The organism is Streptosporangium sp. NPDC002544, from assembly GCF_040295965.1.
In the GTDB taxonomy this organism is placed as follows: Bacteria; Actinomycetota; Actinomycetes; order Streptosporangiales; family Streptosporangiaceae; genus Streptosporangium.
In genome coordinates, this window is the sequence record NZ_JBEOWJ010000028.1 from 50,535 (window position 1) to 68,379 (window position 17,845).

The 17,845-nt window shown below is 69.3% G+C and carries 15 protein-coding genes; 8 read left to right on the top strand and 7 right to left on the bottom strand.

The genetic code is table 11. The features are described from left to right. The first annotated feature begins 105 nt into the window (after positions 1–105). Complete coding sequence (locus ABT061_RS34110) at positions 106–621, top strand: SulP family inorganic anion transporter (protein ID WP_350925806.1); 516 nt, start codon at positions 106–108, stop codon at positions 619–621. Here the strand turns inward: ABT061_RS34110 and ABT061_RS34115 are convergent. Next, complete coding sequence (locus tag ABT061_RS34115; protein ID WP_350925808.1) at positions 590–1,411, bottom strand: TauD/TfdA dioxygenase family protein; 822 nt, start codon at positions 1,409–1,411, stop codon at positions 590–592. The two genes, ABT061_RS34110 and ABT061_RS34115, sit on opposite strands and share 32 nt — an antisense overlap. 246 nt (positions 1,412–1,657) lie before the next feature. Here ABT061_RS34115 and ABT061_RS34120 point away from each other — a divergent pair, with 246 nt between their 5' ends. Both ABT061_RS34120 and ABT061_RS34125 read left to right on the top strand, forming a co-directional pair. Then, the gene (locus ABT061_RS34120; protein ID WP_350925810.1) at positions 1,658–2,242 is read left to right on the top strand and encodes a GNAT family N-acetyltransferase; all 585 of its coding nucleotides are present in this window, start codon (positions 1,658–1,660) and stop codon (positions 2,240–2,242) included. 206 nt (positions 2,243–2,448) lie between these two features. After that, positions 2,449–4,941, top strand: a complete 2,493-nt coding sequence (locus ABT061_RS34125; protein ID WP_350925812.1) for a DNA gyrase/topoisomerase IV subunit A — start codon at positions 2,449–2,451, stop codon at positions 4,939–4,941. 189 nt (positions 4,942–5,130) lie between these two features. Here the strand turns inward: ABT061_RS34125 and ABT061_RS34130 are convergent, their stop codons facing one another. Continuing rightward, a complete protein-coding gene (locus ABT061_RS34130) occupies positions 5,131–5,448 on the bottom strand; it encodes a hypothetical protein (protein WP_343979150.1) in 318 nt (105 codons plus the stop codon). A gap of 165 nt (positions 5,449–5,613) precedes the next feature. Here ABT061_RS34130 and ABT061_RS34135 point away from each other — a divergent pair, with 165 nt between their 5' ends. Then, the gene (locus ABT061_RS34135) at positions 5,614–6,108 is read left to right on the top strand and encodes a beta-class carbonic anhydrase (RefSeq protein ID WP_350925814.1); all 495 of its coding nucleotides are present in this window, start codon (positions 5,614–5,616) and stop codon (positions 6,106–6,108) included. 19 nt (positions 6,109–6,127) lie between these two features. Here the strand turns inward: ABT061_RS34135 and ABT061_RS34140 are convergent, their stop codons facing one another. After that, entirely contained in the window at positions 6,128–8,197 is a 2,070-nt protein-coding gene (locus ABT061_RS34140; RefSeq protein WP_350925816.1) for a DNA gyrase/topoisomerase IV subunit B, read from the bottom strand. A 241-nt stretch (positions 8,198–8,438) separates the two neighbouring features. Between ABT061_RS34140 and ABT061_RS34145 the strand changes: the two genes are divergently transcribed. After that, a complete protein-coding gene (locus tag ABT061_RS34145; protein WP_030920243.1) occupies positions 8,439–8,669 on the top strand; it encodes a DUF7455 domain-containing protein in 231 nt (76 codons plus the stop codon). A 17-nt stretch (positions 8,670–8,686) separates the two neighbouring features. Here ABT061_RS34145 and ABT061_RS34150 read toward each other — a convergent pair whose 3' ends face one another. Next, entirely contained in the window at positions 8,687–9,415 is a 729-nt protein-coding gene (locus tag ABT061_RS34150; protein WP_350925819.1) for a GNAT family N-acetyltransferase, read from the bottom strand. A 46-nt stretch (positions 9,416–9,461) separates the two neighbouring features. Here ABT061_RS34150 and ABT061_RS34155 point away from each other — a divergent pair, with 46 nt between their 5' ends. Further along, a complete protein-coding gene (locus ABT061_RS34155; RefSeq protein WP_350925959.1) occupies positions 9,462–10,202 on the top strand; it encodes a YaaA family protein in 741 nt (246 codons plus the stop codon). Positions 10,203–10,280: 78 nt separating this feature from the next. On the opposite strand, the gene ABT061_RS34160 is transcribed toward ABT061_RS34155, so the two are convergent. From ABT061_RS34160 to ABT061_RS34170, 3 genes are all read right to left on the bottom strand, one after another. Beyond that, positions 10,281–11,201 (bottom strand): hypothetical protein, encoded by a 921-nt coding sequence (locus ABT061_RS34160; protein WP_350925821.1) that lies wholly within the window; start codon positions 11,199–11,201, stop codon positions 10,281–10,283. Between the two features lie 154 nt (positions 11,202–11,355). Beyond that, positions 11,356–12,999, bottom strand: a complete 1,644-nt coding sequence (locus tag ABT061_RS34165; protein WP_350925823.1) for an RNA polymerase sigma factor — start codon at positions 12,997–12,999, stop codon at positions 11,356–11,358. Positions 13,000–13,243: 244 nt separating this feature from the next. Further along, positions 13,244–15,337 (bottom strand): SpoIIE family protein phosphatase, encoded by a 2,094-nt coding sequence (locus ABT061_RS34170; protein ID WP_350925825.1) that lies wholly within the window; start codon positions 15,335–15,337, stop codon positions 13,244–13,246. Positions 15,338–15,936: 599 nt separating this feature from the next. Here ABT061_RS34170 and ABT061_RS34175 point away from each other — a divergent pair. Beyond that, the gene (locus ABT061_RS34175) at positions 15,937–16,125 is read left to right on the top strand and encodes a hypothetical protein (protein ID WP_502991538.1); all 189 of its coding nucleotides are present in this window, start codon (positions 15,937–15,939) and stop codon (positions 16,123–16,125) included. A 207-nt stretch (positions 16,126–16,332) separates the two neighbouring features. Next, on the top strand, positions 16,333–17,844 hold the full coding sequence (locus ABT061_RS34180) for a hypothetical protein (protein WP_350925829.1): 1,512 nt from the start codon (positions 16,333–16,335) through the stop codon (positions 17,842–17,844). Position 17,845 lies beyond the last annotated feature (1 nt).

The window sequence follows — 17,845 nt, forward strand, 5'->3', positions numbered from 1 at the left end:
GAACCTTGACCGAACCGCCGGAGCCTCTTCGGCTCCCCCCTCGGGCACCGGTAGGACAGTGGGATCACCAACCGGGCACACCAGGGAGAACCGCGCTCCACCCACATGCCCAACCTCAGCAGACTGCGCGCCGACACGGTGGCGGGGATCACCACTGCCTCCGTCGTCCTGCCCCAGACGGTGGCCTACGCCACCATCGCCGGGCTGCCCGTGCAGGCGGGCCTGTACTGCGCGCTGGTCCCGATGATCACCTACGCGCTGCTCGGCACCTCATGCCCGCTGTCGGTCAGCACCACCTCCCCCCTGTCCGCGCTGACGGCGGCCGCCCTCGCGGCGACGCCCCCGGGGATCGCGCCGCTGACGGCCGCCTCGACGCTGGCCGTGCTGACCGGGGTGATCCTGCTGGCCGCGAGCGTCCTGCGGCTGGGATTCCTCGCCGACTTCATCTCCGACCCGGTGATGACCGGCCTGAAGAGCGGGATCGGCCTGACCATCGCGGTCAGGCGGCGCCTCACCGCGTTGCCGTCGGTCACCGCGGCGAGACACCACCTGACCGATCCTCGCCACGGTGAGATCCGCCGGGCAGGGCCTAGGCGTCCAGGTGCTCGGGGAAGGCGTTGATCGTCACCCGGTGCATGCGGCGGCGCTCGGTGTAGTCGGCGACCGCGTAGTGCTGGGTGCTCCGGTTGTCCCAGAAGGCCAGCGTGCCCGGCCGCCAGTTGAGCCGGACCTGGTATTCGGGAGAGCGGATGTGGTCGATCAGGTAGGGCAGCAACGCCTCGTTCTCCCGGTCGGACAACCCCACCAGCCGCGTGGTGGAGGAGCGGTTGACGAACAGCGCCTTGCGTCCGGTCTCGGCGTGCGTGCGCACCACGGGACGCTCGATCGGCGGCCATTTGGCCTGGACCTGCTCGAGGTCGAAGTCGTGCCCCTTGGAGATGGCCTTCTTCATCGAGGCCGTGATGTCGTGGATCGCGGTGAGCTCGTCGCAGAGCCGCTGGATGGGCGGCGAGAGCGTCTCGTAGGCCAGGTGGGCGTTGGCCCAGAGGGTGTCACCGCCGATGGAGGGCAGTTGCACGCAGCGCAGCAGCGAGCCCATCGGCGGGACCGGCTCGAAGGTGTTGTCGCTGTGCCACTCGTCGCCGCCCTCGCCCTTGGGGTCGGTCTGGTCGAGGACGTGGATGGCGGTGCCACCGTCCTTCTTGAAGGCGGGGTGGTTGATCGAGCCGAAGTTCTCCGCGAAGCGGATGTGCTCTTCGTCACTGATGTGCTGGTCGCGGAAGAAGAGGACCTTGTGCTCCAGCCAGCCTCGCCGGATCTCCTGGACCTCCCCCTCCGACAGCGGCTTGCGCAGGTCGACACCGCTCACCTCGGCGCCGATGTGCCTGGTCACGGGCTTGAACTCAATCATCTTCGGACGCCCCTCCATCGTGGCCGCACGGCATTCGCGAAGGTTAGGTCATCCTTACCCAGCCCTCTTTCCGAGCCTAGCCCGATCCACTAAAACAAGCAATTGCTTGGTAAAGAATACGCTCCGGACCGGTACCGGTCGAGGGCGGACCCCGCCCACTGCGGCCCCCCTCGCGAGGAGGTCGCGCCGGGTCGGCGGGGAGCGGGGGAACCGGCAGGCTCCGCGCCATGGTTTGATGCATCCACTATGGACGTCACCACCTGGTATCTCGAACAGACCTCACGCTCGGACCTGCTGCCCGCCAAGTCGCCGTCGATCGAGGTCGACGTCGTACACGCCGAGGTGCCCTCGCCCGAGTTCAGCCGGTTCCTCAGCACGGCCGTCGGCGGAGAATGGCACTGGACCAACCGGCTGCCGTGGACCTGGCTTGAATGGAGCGACTGGCTGGAGGGCGGCGTGGAGACGTGGGTGGCCTACCACCGCGGCACCCCCGCGGGCTACGTCGAGCTCGCCCCCCAGGACGACGCCACGGTCGAGATCACCTGCTTCGGCCTCCTGCCGTGGGCGATCGGCAGAGGCGTCGGCGGCCATTTGCTGGAGGTCGGCACCGCCAGGGCCTGGGACCTGGCCGACCGGCAGCCCGGCCGGGAGCCGACCCGGCGGGTGTGGGTGCACACCTGCTCCCTCGACAGCCCGGTGGCGCTCGCCAACTATCAGGCCCGCGGCTTCAGGATCTACGACACCAAACTGAACGTGCCCGACGACGAGTACGAGGGGGAGACCCCCGGCCCCTGGCCCGGGGCGGGCCCCAGGACCCGCGACACTCCCTGACACCCCGCCCGGAACGGCGGTAGCCCTCGGCGGCAGGCCGGGGAAGGCCCGAAGGTGTCGGATGAGCTGGGTATGGTATCGAGTCTCGGTACCATACCGGCCCGAGGCTCCCAGAGGAGCCGGTGCAGGCGGTTCGACCACGAAGACAGAAGGAGGATGCGCCTCCCCCCCGGCCTGACGGCCGGGGCGCGCGCGCAGGAAATCAGATGGCTCGACGGACGACCACACCCCCGACCGACGAGGGCTTCGAGGAGCGGATCGTCGACATCGACGTTTCCACCGAGATGCGCACCAGCTTCCTCGAATACGCATACTCGGTCATCTATCAGCGTGCGCTGCCGGACGCCAGGGACGGCCTCAAGCCGGTCCAGCGCCGCATCCTCTACTCGATGAGCGAGATGGGCCTCCGGCCCGACCGGGGCCACGTCAAGTCCTCGCGCGTCGTCGGCGACGTGATGGGCAAGCTCCACCCGCACGGCGACACCGCCATCTACGACGCGCTGGTCCGGATGGCCCAGCCGTTCTCGATGCGCCTGCCGCTCATCGACGGGCACGGCAACTTCGGCTCCCCCGACGACATGCCCGCCGCGATGCGCTACACCGAGGCCCGGCTGGCCTCGGCGGCCATGGCCGTGGTCCAGTCGATCGACGAGGACACCGTCGATTTCAAACCCAACTACGACGGCCAGGAGACCGAGCCCACGGTCATGCCGTCGGCCTTCCCCAACCTGCTGGTCAACGGGGCCACCGGCATCGCGGTCGGGATGGCCACCAACATGGCGCCGCACAACCTCGTCGAGGTCGTCGCCGCCGCCCGCCACCTGATCAAGAAGCCGGAGGCGACGCTCGACGACCTGATGCGGTTCGTCCCCGGCCCCGACCTGCCCACCGGCGGCACCATCATCGGCCTCGACGGCATCCGCGACGCGTACGCCAAGGGCCGCGGCACCTTCCGGATGCGCGCCAAGTGCGCCATCGAGCAGGTCAGCCCCCGCCGCAAGGGCATCGTCGTCACCGAACTGCCCTTCAACGTCGGTCCCGAGCGCGTGGTCACCAAGATCAGGGAGCTGGTCACCGCCAAGAAGCTCCAGGGCATCTCCGACCTCAAGGACCTCAGCGACCGGCACAAGGGCCTCCGCCTGGTCATCGAGATCAAGAACGGCTTCATCCCCGAGGCCGTGCTGGAGGAGCTCTATCGGCTCACCCCGATGGAGGAGACCTTCGGCATCAACAACGTCGCGCTGGTCGACGGCGAGCCGCGCACGCTGGGCCTGCGCGAGCTGCTCCAGGTCTACGTCGACCACCGTATCGACGTGGTCCGCCGCCGTTCGCTGTACCGCAGGCGCAGGCGCGAGGAGCGGCTGCACCTCGTCGAGGGCCTCATCGTCGCCCTGCTCAACATCGACGAGGTGATCCGGGTCATCCGTTCCTCCGATGACTCCGCCCAGGCCCGCGAGCGCCTGACGCAGGCATTCCAGCTGTCGGAGATCCAGGCCAACTACATCCTCGACACCCCGCTGCGCCGCCTGACCCGCTACGACAAGCTGGAGCTCGACCGCGAGAGCCAGACGCTGCGTGACGAGATCGCCGAGCTGACCGCGATCCTGTCCTCCGACGACAGGCTCCGCAAGGTCGTCTCCGACGAGCTCGCCCAGATCTCCAAGACCTTCGGCACCCCGCGCCGCACGGTGCTGCTGGAGTCCTCGGGGGTGGCGAGGAACGTCTCGGTCCCCCTGGAGGTCGCCGACGACCCCTGCCTGGTGCTGTTCTCGTCCACCGGACTGCTGGCCCGCACGGCCGACGCCTCGCCACTGGCCGGCGACGGTGACCGCTCGGCCCACGACGTGCTGGTCTCCGCGGTGCGGAGCACGGTCAGGGGCGAGGTGGGCGTGGTCACCAACCAGGGGCGGATGATCCGGGTCCAGGTGGTCGACCTGCCCACGCTGCCCCGCTCGGCCAACCCGCCGTCGCTGTCCGGAGGCCATCCGGTCACCGAATACGTCACCTTCAACCCGGGTGAGACCGTCGTCGGCGTCGGCTCGCTCGACCCCGACGGGCCCGGCCTGGCACTGGGCACCGCGCAGGGCGTGGTCAAACGGGTCGTCCCCGACTACCCGGCCAACCGCGACGACTTCGAGGTCATCGGCCTCAAGGACGGCGACACCGTGGTGGGCGCGGTGGAGCTGACGAGCGAAGATCACGACCTGGTCTTCATCACCTCTGAGGCCCAGCTGCTGCGCTACCCCGCCTCCGCGGTCCGCCCGCAGGGCCGCCCGGCGGGCGGCATGGCCGGCGTACGGCTGGACGGAGACGCCGTGGTGATCTGGTTCGGCGCGGTCGACCCCTCCCGCGAGTCGCAGGTCGTGACGATCGCCGGCTCCTCGACCGCACTGCCGGGCACCCAGATCGGTGGCGCCAAGATCTCCGACTTCGCCGAATACCCGCCAAAGGGCCGCGGCACCGGCGGTGTCCGCGTCCAGCGGTTCCTCAAGGGCGAGGATGTCCTGCTGCTCGCCTGGGCGGGCCCCGGCCCGGCCCGTGCGGTCTCGGCCGTCGGCAAGCCCGTGCCGCTCCCCGAGGAACTGGGCCGCCGCGACGGCTCCGGGGTCCGGCTCACCCACACGGTGTCCGCCGTGGGCGGCTCTCTGTGCGCCGAGGACGGCCGGCAGGACCAGGGGGCGGCCACCTCCCCGGAATGATCCTCATCCCCCGCGCAGGACCCCGAGGAGCCCCCGTCAGGACGACGGGGGCTCCTCGGGGTCGGCGGGGATGACGGGTCCCGCGCACCGGGCGCAGGCGTCGCGTCCTCCGGCCCCCGCGGCGCCACCCGGCAGGTCCCGGGTTTCGGGGCGTGCCCCTCCCGCGGCGCTCGGGATTCGCTCGGGATCTCAGGTGAGCGCCCCCTGGAGTGCGAACCTGATGGCCATCAGCAACTGCCAGGGCTCACCCGACTCCCAGAAGCGGATGACCCGGGCGACACGATCCGGCGGATCGAACCCACCGGCCCCGTACGGCCCAAAACACCCCGCCTCCACGAGGACGGCCACGAACGGGTCGTCCTCCTTCAGGGACCGGGTGTAGGCCGCCGCGTCGAGCAGGGCCAGCGCCGAGCGCGCGTTGCGCCCCCCGTCCCTGGACTCCACCCGGTCCAGCCTCCGCCTGCCCTGGTCACGGAGATAGTCGGCCAGCGATTCCGTCCTGCTCATTACCCTCTCCACCTCCCGGACTTTGAGTGACGACATCATCACTCAATGTGAGTCCAGGTGGTGGGATCTTGGTGAAGTCGTCACCTGAGGCGCCCCCGACAACTCTCACCAAACGGGCATGACGCATCATTAGTCCGTTAACTCCATCGACCGAGGGATGCGTACGTGAGTGCCTTTGACGACCTGCTGGCCGCCAACGAGGAGTTCTCCGCCACGTTCACCGACGCGGAACTGACCGGCAAGGCGGCCCGCGGTCTTGCGGTGGTCACCTGCATGGACTCCCGGATCGATCCGCTGGGTCTCTTCGGCCTGAAACCGGGCGACGCCAAGATCCTCCGCAACGCCGGAGCCAGGGTGACCGACGACGTGCTGCGTACGCTCGTCCTGGCGGTCAACCTGCTGGCGGTGGAGCGGGTGCTGGTCATGCCGCACACCGACTGCGGCATGACCAAGGTCACCGACGACGAGGTGCATGCGATCGCCGCCCGCCGCGGTGTCGACACCCGGAGCCTGGACTTCCACACCGTCCCCGACCAGGACGCGGCGCTACGCCACGACCTCACCCGGATCAGGACCAGCCCGTTCCTTCCGGCGGGCATGCCGGTGGGCGGCGCCATCTACGACGTGCGCACCGGCAGGCTGATGCCGGTCGAGATCTGAGCCTCGGGATCCGGCCCCGCTACGCGTCGATGTGATCGCGGTCGATCTCGGCCGCGCTGCTCACGATGAACTCCCGGCGCGGGGCCACGTCGCTGCCCATCAGGAGGGCGAAGATACGCTCGGCCTCCTCGATGTCCTGGATGCGGACCCTGCGCAGGGTGCGGTGGCGGGGCTCCATGGTCGTCTCGGCCAGCTGGTCGGCGTCCATCTCACCCAGGCCCTTGTACCGCTGGACCGGGTCCTTCCAGCGCTTACCCCTGCGCTCCAGATCACGCAGCACCTTGTGCAGCTCGGCGTCGGAGTAGCAGTAGAGGTATTTGCCGTGACCGCGGCTGGGGTTGATGACCTCGATCCGATGCAGCGGCGGCACGGCGGCGAAAACACGCCCGGCCTCGACCATCGGCTTCATGTAGCGGTGGAACAGGGTCAGCAGGAGGCAGCGGATGTGCGCCCCGTCGACATCGGCGTCGGCCATCAGGATGACCTTGCCGTAGCGAGCCGCCTCGATGTCGAAGGATCGGCCGGAACCCGCCCCGATGACCTGGATGATCGCGGCACACTCGGCGTTCTTGAGCATGTCCGCGACGGACGCCTTCTGCACGTTCAGGATCTTGCCCCGGATCGGTAGCAGCGCCTGGAACTCCGAGTCGCGGGCCGCGCGGGCGGTGCCCAGCGCCGAGTCACCCTCGACGATGAACAGCTCGCTGCGGTCGACCTCGTCGCTGCGACAGTCGACCAGCTTGGCGGGGAGCGCCGAATTCTCCAGGGCGGTCTTGCGGCGCTGGTTGTCGCGGTGCTCCCGGGCGGCGATACGGGCCTTGGCCGCCGCGACGATCTTCTCCAGGACCGCGCGGAGCTGTGGCTTCACAGTGCGCGACGGGTTGGCGAGCAGTTCCTTGAGCTCACGCGAGACGACGTGGGCGACGATCCGGGAGGCCGCCGAGGTGCCCAGGACCTCCTTGGTCTGGCCCTCGAACTGCGGCTCGGGCACCCGGACGGTCACCACCGCGGTGAGACCCTCCATGATGTCCTCGCGGGTGACCGGGGCGTCGCCGTTCTTGAGCAGGCGGGTCTCGCGCAGCTGCTCGTTCAGGGTGCGGACGAGGGCGCGTTCGAAGCCGTTGACGTGGGTGCCGCCCTTGGGGGTGGCGATCACGTTGACGAAGGACCTGACCGTGCTGTCGTAGCCCTTGCCCCAGCGCACCGCCACGTCCACGGTGAGCTCGCGCTGGACCTCGGTCGGGGTCATGTGCCCCAGGTCGTCGAGGACGGGGACCGTCTCGTGGAAGTGGCCCACGCCCCGCAGGCGCAGCACCTCGCAGACCGCCTCGTCCCGGGCGAGGAACTCGGTGAACTCCGAGATGCCGCCGTCGAAGCGGAACTCCTCCTCGACCGCCTCCTCGCCGCGATTGTCACGCACGGCCAGGGTCAGGCCGGGGACCAGGAACGCGGTCTGGCGCAGGCGGACATGGATCTCGTCGAGGGAGACCTCGGCCTCGGGGAGGAAGATCTGGTGGTCGACCCAGAAGCGCACACGGGTGCCGGTGACCTTCTTCGCGGCGCCGCCGTCACGCAGCCCCGACTTCTTCTTGAACTTGGCCTTGGGCCCGTCGCCGTCGAAGACGCCGGGAACGCCCCTACGGAAGCTGATCTCGTGGATCCGGCCGTAACGGTCGACCTCGACGTCCAGCCGCGAGGAGAGGGCGTTGACCACGGAGGCGCCGACGCCGTGCAGGCCACCGGAGGCGCCGTAGGAACCACCGCCGAACTTCCCGCCGGCGTGCAGCTTGGTGTAGACGAGCTCGACGCCCGCCAGACCGCTCTTGGGCTCGATGTCGACGGGGATGCCCCGGCCGTCGTCACGGACCTCGATGGAGCCGTCGGCGTAAAGTTCGACCTCGATGCGGGTGCAGTAGCCGGCCAGGGCCTCGTCGACCCCGTTGTCCACGATCTCCCACAGACAGTGCATGAGACCGCGGCTGTCGGTTGACCCGATGTACATACCGGGGCGTTTGCGGACGGCTTCGAGCCCCTCCAGCACCGACAGGTGGCGGGCCGTATAACCCGTCTCCGCGCTAACTGCGGTCACACCCACTCCCAGCTCTGTCGAACACGTGTGCGCAGCTTACCGTTCTTCCCGCCACGACGCGTACAAGCTTGCCATCCGGCGGACAACGGCGTTACATCCAGCGTGATCATCGTTACTTTCGGCCGCTTTCCGCTCTGGGCGTAGCAGGGGGTCGGTTGGGAACGTTCGTATCGGGTTAGATGTTCTCTCAAGTGACTGACGCCAGATCCTCCACCTCAGGGGATGACCTGAAAGGCGATACGTGACTGGAACCCTCGCCCCCGCCAAGCAGCTGACCGCTGCGGACCGCTGTGACCGGTGCGGCGCCCAGGCCTACATCCGCGCGACCCTGCCCGTAGGTGGGGAGCTGCTGTTCTGCGCCCACCACGGGCGTCAGCACGTAGCCGTGCTGAGAGACAAGGGTGCCAACATCCAGGACGAGTCTGCGCGTCTCAGTGACGCTCCGGCAACGGCAGGCAACGACGAACGATAACCAGACGGATGGAGCCATCAGCGGACCCGATAGTGATATCGGCCCGCCACTGTGAAGCCGTGGCGCTCGTAGAGCGCCCTGGCCACCGTGTTCGACTCCACCATTACTAAATATGCCCGCTGCGTGCCCTGCTCTCGCGCATGTGTGAGCAGGGCGCGTAACACCTTCCGCCCGTGGCCCTTGCGCCGCGCGTGCGGCACCACTGCCATGGAGTAGATCCCGAACCACTCCCCCTGAACCACACCCCGCCCCACGGCCTCCTCGCCGAGCGAGGCGTATGTGGCGGGCACACCGGTGAGGATCCGCACGGCCGTCGCCAGACCGTCGCCGCCGGACCTCCCGTCCACGCTCCACCAGGCGTCCAACCACGCCCTCGAGGGCGCTTCGGCGAGATCGACCTCTTCCTGCGACGCGCCGGCGCCGTTCCAGGGCGCCTCGGGCACCAGGCTCACCGTCATGACCAGCGTTGGATCGACCACCCGATAGCCACGCGCGTGCAGTAACGCGTCCAGGCCGGGCGTGGCGCCACCTCCCACCGAGAAGACGCAGGGCAGGCCCCGGTCGGCGTAGAACTTCTCCGCCGCCTCGACGCCCGCTTCCAGATCCCCCCGCTCACCCAGCGGCAGCACGGAGTTGGCCCGCTTGGTCACCCCGTCCGCCGCGCGCAGGATCCAACCACCCGCGTCCACCCGGTGAATCGCCGGCCAGGCCTGGTCGACCAGCCGGTCGAAGACCTCATCGATCATGCTGCAGGATCCTAACCCCTCGGTCGCCGCACTACGCTCGGTGAATGTGCTGATTCTGCTGCCTCCGTCCGAGGGAAAGGCCGCGCTGGGTGACGGCCCCGCCCTCGACCTGCCCCGGCTGAGTTTCCCCGCCCTCACCCCGTCCAGGCAGCGCGTCCTGGACGTGCTCGTCGCCCTGTGCGAGGGTCCCGCCGCACGGGAGGTGCTCGGGCTGTCGCCAGGACAGGCAGGCGAGATCGGCAAGAACCTGCTGCTGCGCACCGCGCCCACGCTGGCCGCGGCCGACCTGTACACCGGCGTGCTCTACGACAACCTTCACCTGGCCTCGCTCTCCCCCGAGGCCGCGGCACGGGCTTCGGAGAGTCTGCTGATCTTCTCCGGCCTCTGGGGTCTGCTGCGGATCGGCGACCGCGTACCCCCGTACCGGCTGTCGATGGGGGTGCGGCTGCCGCCGCTCGGCGGTCTTGGCGCCTTCTGGCGCCGATCGGTCACCCCGCTGCTCGACGCCGAGCCCGGTCTGGTGGTCGACCTGCGCTCGGGCACCTACGCGACGGCGTGGCAGCCGGGCGGCAGGGCGGTGGCGGTGCGGGTGCTCAAGGAGGGGAAGGTCGTCAGCCACATGGCGAAGGCCACTCGCGGCGTCATAGCCCGCTCGCTGCTGGAGGGGGACGTCGACCCACAGAGCCCCGAGGAGCTCACGAAGGTCCTGGACCACCTTGGGCACTCCGTCACTCTCTGTCCACCTCCCAGGGGGAGGCAGTCATGGATACTCAACGTAACGGTGTGATATTCACCACATTTCCCTTATAGCCCCATGGCAAGATCGGGCGGCACGCGTGATCCGGCGTGCACGTCTCGCCCCCGCTCACGCCGGGACAAGGCGGAGCCGCCCGCAGGCCCGCTCGAACTGCTGAGCGGGATCACCCAGATAGGACCACGGCAACCGGCTGACCCTGCCCCCGGTACGCGTCAGGTGCCCACGCGCGGGCCTGCGCAGGTCCGCCAGGTAGAAGGCGGCCCCGAACAGGTTGTGCGCCTCTATCGACCGTGGATGGCTGTCGCCGCCCAGCCAGCGGCCCGCGTGCGAGACGATCTCGCGCAGCGCCCCGTCCGAGAACCAGCCTCCGCGCGACATCGGGGACCGCTCGGCGGCCACCTGTTCGAAGTGCGCCAGCGGCAGCAGGGCCGCCATCGGGTCCCCGTCGGGCGCCCGCGACACGGCCTGCCTGGCGAACTCCAGCATCTCCTGGGCACTGCCGCCCCAGGCCGGTGACAGCGTCATGAGCCTGGCCACATTGGCCGGGAACAGCGTCGGATAACGGCGAACGGTTTCGAACCAGACCGCGTCCTTCTCCTGGCGCGGCCGGTCGAGGCCGAGATAGAGCCACATGATCGACTCCCAGGGCACCGGATCGGACGGCACGAGCGCCGCCGCGGTGAAAAGCGGCTGCCTGGCTCTCTCCATCGCCGCCTGGAACGCCTGCAGACGCTGCGCCTGCACGGCCCGGGCCTTGACATCCGGCTTGATCGTCCAGGCTTCCTCGATGCGGGTACGCCCGAGCCAGAGCCACAGGTCGGGGTTGGCCCGGTCATGGAGCGCCAGCGTCTCAATGGCGCCACTGTGGCCGACGGCCGCCCTGGCCAGCGCCTCGACCCTGAGCGCGCGTCTCTCCGGATCGCCACGGGCCGCGCCGAGCGTGAACGTACCGCTCTCGAACACCCTCCGGCGCACCGCGGCGACCGCGTCGTCGAGCATCACGTCCGCCCACGGACGATCGACGATCACCCGCAGCCTCCGGGCGCGAATCCTGTCAACTTCGGCCACACCCATGAGGCGGGAGCCTAGAAGTTCGTTTCACACCCCGTGCTACCGGCCTATTACACCGGCGTTAATGACGTGGGGCCCGCACCGGACAGTGCGGGCCCTCTGTCAGAAAGCCTCAGTCAAGGTAGTCACGCAGGACCTGCGACCGGGACGGGTGGCGGAGCTTGGACATGGTCTTGGACTCGATCTGCCGGATACGCTCGCGCGTCACTCCGTAAACCTTGCCGATCTCGTCCAGCGTCTTCGGCTGGCCGTCGGTCAGGCCGAAACGCATCGAGACCACGCCCGCCTCGCGCTCGGACAGCGTGTCCAGAACGGAGTGGAGCTGCTCCTGCAGGAGCGTGAAGCTGACCGCGTCGGCAGGGACGATGGCCTCGGAGTCCTCGATGAGGTCACCGAACTCGCTGTCCCCCTCCTCACCCAGCGGGGTGTGCAGGGAGATCGGCTCGCGACCGTACTTCTGGACCTCGACGACCTTCTCGGGGGTCATGTCGAGCTCGCGGGCCAACTCCTCGGGAGTGGGCTCACGCCCCAGGTCCTGAAGCATCTGCCGCTGGACGCGGGCCAGCTTGTTGATCACTTCGACCATGTGGACCGGAATGCGGATGGTCCGCGCCTGGTCGGCCATGGCTCGGGTGATCGCCTGCCGGATCCACCACGTGGCGTAGGTGGAGAACTTGTAGCCCTTGGTGTAGTCGAACTTCTCCACCGCGCGGATCAGGCCCAGGTTGCCCTCCTGGATCAGGTCCAGGAAGAGCATGCCGCGGCCGGTGTAGCGCTTGGCCAGCGAGACCACGAGACGGAGGTTGGCCTCCAACAGGTGGTTCTTGGCCCGGCGACCGTCCTCGGCGATCCACTCCAGCTCGGCGCGGACGTCGACCGGAAGCCTCTCGCCGTCGGTTCCCAGCTGCTCCTCGGCGAACAGACCGGCCTCGATCCGCTTGGCGAGCTCGACCTCCTGCTCCGCGTTGAGCAGGGGGACCTTGCCGATCTGCTTGAGGTAGTCCTTGACCGGGTCGGCGGTGGCGCCGGCGGCGGCGACCTGCGGCACCGGGGCGTCATCGTCGTCGTCGGAAAGGATGAGGACCTCGTCCTCGTTGACCTCGATGGCCTCGGCCTTGGGCTCCTCCTCGGCCTCGGCCTCGGCTTCCACCTCGACCTCGACCTCGACCTCGGCGACGGTCTCCAGGTCGAAGTCCTCGAGCTCGACGTCCTCGAGCTCGATGACCTCGTCGTCATCGCCGGCGAGCGACTTCGACTCGGACGCGGGAGCCGGAGCGGCTACCTCGGGACCGGCCTTCTTCGGCGGGGCCGGAACCGGCTTCTTGGCAGCCGGGGCGACCTTCTTGGCCGGCGCCGCGGGCCTCTTGGCCGCGGGAGCGGGCTTCTTGGCCGCTGCCGCGGGCTCAGAACCGCCGACGACCGCGGTGACGGTCTCCGGCTGCTCCTTGGCCGCTGCGGCGGTCTTGGTCTTCTTGACGGCGGCGGGCGCGGCCGGGGCAGTGCGGCGCTTGGCCGGAGTCCGGGACTTCTTGGGAGCCGCGGAGTCCTCGGCAGTCAGCCGTACGGTAATGCCCTCTTTGCTGAGGCTTCGCAGGATTCCAGCGACCTGCGCCATCGGAATGTCCGCTTCCTCGACGGCCTTGCGGACATCCTCGGACTCGAGGAACCCCTGCGAGCGCCCCCGCTCCATCAGCTGCTGAATGACGGGCTCGTTCAGCTCGGATGGCTTCGAGCGAGTCGAACTTGCAGGCGACACGAACACCTCTCGAAGGAAAGCGAGACGAGAATGGACCCAGATGCCCAACTAGGGGCACTTCTACCTCTAGTTGTGGTTAGCGAGGCCGCGCGAACCGCGACGCACCTGTCCAGCATTGTGGCATGACACCGTGATCCATACGGCCGCCTCCTGGCGGTTGCCCTCCACCCTAGGCCGACCAAGAGAGTAGTGCGTACGGAAGCGAGGCACCGATACCCGAAAGCAACCGTTATGACTGTTTCATTCAGTCACTCTTCGTGGCAGCGGGAACGTGAATCGCGAGCACCGTGACGTCGTCATCCTGCTCATACCCAGACAACATCCGGTCGACAAGGAAATCTAGCAACATGTGGGGGCTTCCGACCACTTCGGCCGGCGCTTCGGTCACAACAGAGCAAAGATCAGCGAGTCCGGCATCAAGACCACGCTTCCGGTTCTCCACCAGACCATCCGAATACAGGACGGCGGTGTGGCCCGGCGGGACACAGAACCTGAACTGCCTGCGACTCGTGGGCCAGCCCAGCGGGGTGCCCGGCTCGCCGTCACACAGTATCGGCACGCCCTCAGGGGAGACCAGCAGGGGCGGCGGGTGACCGGCCAGCGCCAGCGTGCCCTCTCCGGTCCCGGGCTCGACGACCATGTAGGCGAGGGTCGTGACCTGCTCCTCCTCCTCGGTCGCCTCGAAGACCCGGTCGAGGCCGGTGAGGACCGCCGCGGGCGGCGGGTTGGTCAACGCCAGGGCCCGCATGGCGTTGCGGATGCGGCCCATCCCCGCCGCGGCCTTGACGCCCTTGCCCATGACGTCGCCGACCACCGCCGCGACCCGGCCGTCCTGGAGCACGAACGCGTCGTACCAGTCACCGCCGACCTGCACATGGCGGCTTCCCGAGCGGAACCGCTGGGCCAGGACCAGCCCCCTGACCACCGGCAGGCGATCGGGCAGCAGGCTGCGCTGGAGCGTCTCGGCGGTGCGGTGCTCGCGCTCGAACAGGGTGGCCCGCTCCACGGCGAGGGCGCACTGACCCGCGAGCGCCTCCAGGAACACCCCGTCCTCCTGGGAGATCTTCTGCGGGCGGGTGAAGGAGAATCTCAGTGCCCCGAGCGCGCGACCCGCGGCCAGCAGCGGCAGGCCCACCCAGGCCCGCTCGTCACTGTGGGCGATGAAACCGGTGATGCTGTCGTCGTCGCCGCCCGCGTCGACCAGTTGGGACCGCAGGCTGTCCGGCGACTCGGCGAAGACCGGGCGCCGGCTGTTGACCGCCATGGTCATCACGCTGGAGTGCGACAGCGGGATCTCCTCGCCGGGCGCGCCCGGAACGTCGGGGATACCACCGCTGTTGACCAGCTTCAGCGCGGCCCGGTCGACGTCGAGCAGCGCCACCGCCGACCGGTCGGCGGCCAGCGCAGTACGACCCACGTCGATGATGACCTGGACCACCTGCTCGACGGTGAGCGCCTCGGCGAGCAGCGCCGTGGCGCCCTGCAGGCGCGCGGTCCGCAGGGCCGCGGCGCCGAGCTGATCGGTCAGGCGGCCCCGCATCTCCTCGGCCTCGCGCTGCGGGGTGACATCGGTGTTGGCCCCCACCCATTCGACGACCCGGTTGTGCCGGATGATCGGGACGGCGCGCACCTCGAAGTGCCGATAGCCGCTGGCCCGGGTGCGGACCCGGTAGCTCCACTCGAACATGATCCGGCCGCGCAGCGCCTCACGCCAGGCCTCCTCGGTGTGCGGGCGGTCGTCCGGGTGGACGGCCTCCAGCCAGCCGTGGGTCAGGTACTCCTCCAGCCCCTGGCCGGTGATGGCCCGCCACTGCGGCGCGTCCTCCTCCACGACGCCGTTGGGCGCGGTGATCCAGACCAGCTGGGACTGGGCCTCGACCAGCGAGCGGTATCGCTCCTCGCTGCGCCTGAGATCCTCCTCGACCTGCCTGCTGTCGGTGATGTCGACGCCGACCAGGCAGATCGCGCGCAATGCGCCCTTGTCGTCGTGGATCGGGGAGAAGGTCAGCGACCAGTGGTGGGTCTCACCACCGGCGGTGCGCACCCGGATCCGCTGGTCGCCGTCGACCGAGGCCCCCGCGACCATGCTCCGCACCGAGCCCTCGATCAGGGCGGTCAGGTCGGCGGAGAGCAACTCACCGGGGGCCCGGCCGACCAGGCGCTCGGCGGGCAGGCCGACCACGTTGGCGAAGACCTCGTCGACACGCTCGAAGCGACCTCCGGGGTCGAAGAACGCGAAGGCGAACGGCGACTGTGACAGCAGGCCCTGCAGCAGGCCGGAGTCTGAGATGTCCACACCCGACTCCCGGGGACGGGGCACGGAGGTTTCGGCGCTCATGGTCGGCACCTCCGTCGCGTGCCAGGGTCTCCCACGAGGCACATCTCCAAACTTGCGAATTGGCGTAGCGCGGCTCCGGGGGACCGGATCCTGGAGTACATCATCGGCGATGGGCAGGCGCGGACGGAAGCCCCGCCCAAGATGCGGTCAGCACACCCCGGGAACGCCACCGCTCCGATGACCGGGATCCCCGGGCCGACACGCCGGGGCTCCCGTACGGGCGGCGACCAGTCGGCGTTGCGCCTTCGAACGTTTGCGGCCAGGACCCTAGCAGGATCGCGCCGGACCGTCCCGGCAACTGCCCACCTCATCTCCGTCGGGCTTGCAGGCGAGATCAGGCTACTGACTCGCCGTCAATTCGGCTCCCTCTTCGGGAACACTCGCTTACTCCGCTGTTGCAGGATTCAGTCAAGATACGGGGTCAGCTTCCCATATCAGGGCGCCAAGGGTTGACACTCCCGAGATAAGTTGTGGAATGAGAACGCACGTCCCCGCCGACATATCCGGGGGATGCTCCCGGGAAACTCCGGAGGAATGCGACATCCATGCCCGTTCTCGCCACCCGCTCCACCGGGCCTTCAACGACTTATCACGAGCCGGTGACATCTCACCTGGCCGCCGAGTTCCTGACCGTTCCCGTCGAGACCGTCGGCAGGTGCGTGACAGAGGTCTGTGCCTGCGCGGAGCACCTCGGCATCGAGGCGACGCCCGAGGTCGTCGAGCGCGTCGCCCGCGAGCATCTACTCGCCCTTGTCAACTCCGCGCCGCCGCCCCGCGGTCCCCGGTAGCATCGGGGAACCCGGCCGTCTCTACGCACCGTTTGGACCGGGAATGCGAGAAGGTTGGGACGTGAGCGAGCGAGGCGAGCGGGCCGATCCGCACGGCGACGGCCGCGCTGAGCTCACGCGGCCGACGGGGGAGGCTGAGACTGCTTGAGCCGGCGACACCGTCGAGACCCCAGAGAGAGCCAGTCCCCTGAGGCGGTCTTCTCCGAGATGTTGCTCGCCGCTCGCGAGCTGCTGGCCGTACGCAGCCCGCTGGACGCCGAGCTCATGGTCTCCGACATGGTCGGAGCCTGGTGGGGGCGCCGGCTGAAACGCGGGGACGCCGAACAGGTCCTCGGCGAGGGCCTGGTCGACTACGCGGCCAAGGCCGGCTCGCCCGCCGCGCTCACCCTGCTGATCGCGCTGGCCTACCTCGGCACGGCCCGCCAGGCCGCCAAGGCGGAGGGCGCCGCGCTGGCGCTCATGGAGCGCGGTGTGGCCAGGCCCCGCTGGGCCGACCGGCTGGGTGCGGTCAAGACGACCGGCTGCTTCGTCTCCCGCGACGCCTACGGCGATCAGGACACGGTGGTGTGCACCTTCGGCTACCGGGGCGCCGACAGCGGCGAGGACCGGCACGCGCTGGTCGTGATCGTCGACTACAACATGCGCGGCATCGCCCGTGACGCCTGGGTCTCATCGCACGTCGACAAGCTGCTGGAACAGGCCAGGGCCGAGGCCGAGGACAACCCGATGCTCAGGTTCGGCCAGATCGAGCCGCAGCAGGCCAGGGCGCTGCTCGAATCGGCGATGAAGGCCACCGCGGAGTACGGCCACCGCAGGACGGCCGCGCCGGTCAGCGACAGCTACAGCGCCTACCACGCCTTCGCCAGGTCCCGGATCAAGGCGCTGCCGCCCGGCCGGAAGCGGCCGGCCCCGCTGCACAGCGAGGCCCCCTACAGCCGCGACCGCCGGGCGATGCTGGCCGCCGAGTTCCTCTCCTCGGACGCGGCCGAGCACCTGTCCGACCCCTCCGCGGCCTCCCGATGCGCCGATCACATCATCGACTACGGCTGCGACCAGGATTTCGGCCGTCCACTCCGGGTCAGCCCGACCAAGTGCGAGACCTTCCTGCTCGACTGGCTGCCGCGCAAGGTGATGCTCAGCACCGCCGAGCAGGAGGCGGTGCCGCACGTGCTGGGTGCCTGGGCGCGTTTCGCCGCGGGCCGGACCGGGCTGCCGGACGAGGGGCTGCGAGCCACGCTCGACGCGGTCTGGGAGGCGACGGGCAAGTTCGCCGAGTCCTACCGCGATCCGACGACCTTCGGGCTCGACCGCGACCTGCTCGACCGGCTGCTGCCGGACGGCGACCTGTCGGCACTGGCCAGGCGGGTGTTCGCGTTCCCTTTCCTGCAGGGCACGCACGGCGAGATCCAGCTCGGCCTGCTCAACCCCGCGGACGACGCCGACCGGCGGATCCTGCTGGGCATCGACCACGCGGGCGAGCTCACCCGGCCCGACCACGACGAGCATCTCGCCTGGCACGAGGAGATCGCCGCCCGGCTGTGGGAGGGCGATCCGCCACAGCTCTGGGAGGCCGCGCAGCGGCTGCTGGACCTGGGCCACGACCGGCACGACGTGCTGCATGTGCTGATCGAGATCGCCGAGCGCATCGGCGACGACCCCGAGGAGCTGGCCATCGCCCTCGACGACATCGCGGACATTCCCGATGAGCCTCCGGTGTAGG

What these genes read in the sequence shown, in the direction of transcription:
- ABT061_RS34170 (WP_350925825.1), bottom strand. Translation starts at nt 15,337, where the DNA reads ATGAGCGCCGAAACCTCCGTGCCCCGTCCCCGGGAGTCGGGTGTGGAC.
- ABT061_RS34120 (WP_350925810.1), top strand. Translation starts at nt 1,658, where the DNA reads ATGGACGTCACCACCTGGTATCTCGAACAGACCTCACGCTCGGACCTG.
- ABT061_RS34115 (WP_350925808.1), bottom strand. Translation starts at nt 1,411, where the DNA reads ATGATTGAGTTCAAGCCCGTGACCAGGCACATCGGCGCCGAGGTGAGC.
- ABT061_RS34125 (WP_350925812.1), top strand. Translation starts at nt 2,449, where the DNA reads ATGGCTCGACGGACGACCACACCCCCGACCGACGAGGGCTTCGAGGAG.
- ABT061_RS34130 (WP_343979150.1), bottom strand. Translation starts at nt 5,448, where the DNA reads ATGAGCAGGACGGAATCGCTGGCCGACTATCTCCGTGACCAGGGCAGG.
- ABT061_RS34110 (WP_350925806.1), top strand. Translation starts at nt 106, where the DNA reads ATGCCCAACCTCAGCAGACTGCGCGCCGACACGGTGGCGGGGATCACC.
- ABT061_RS34150 (WP_350925819.1), bottom strand. Translation starts at nt 9,415, where the DNA reads ATGATCGATGAGGTCTTCGACCGGCTGGTCGACCAGGCCTGGCCGGCG.
- ABT061_RS34180 (WP_350925829.1), top strand. Translation starts at nt 16,333, where the DNA reads ATGTTGCTCGCCGCTCGCGAGCTGCTGGCCGTACGCAGCCCGCTGGAC.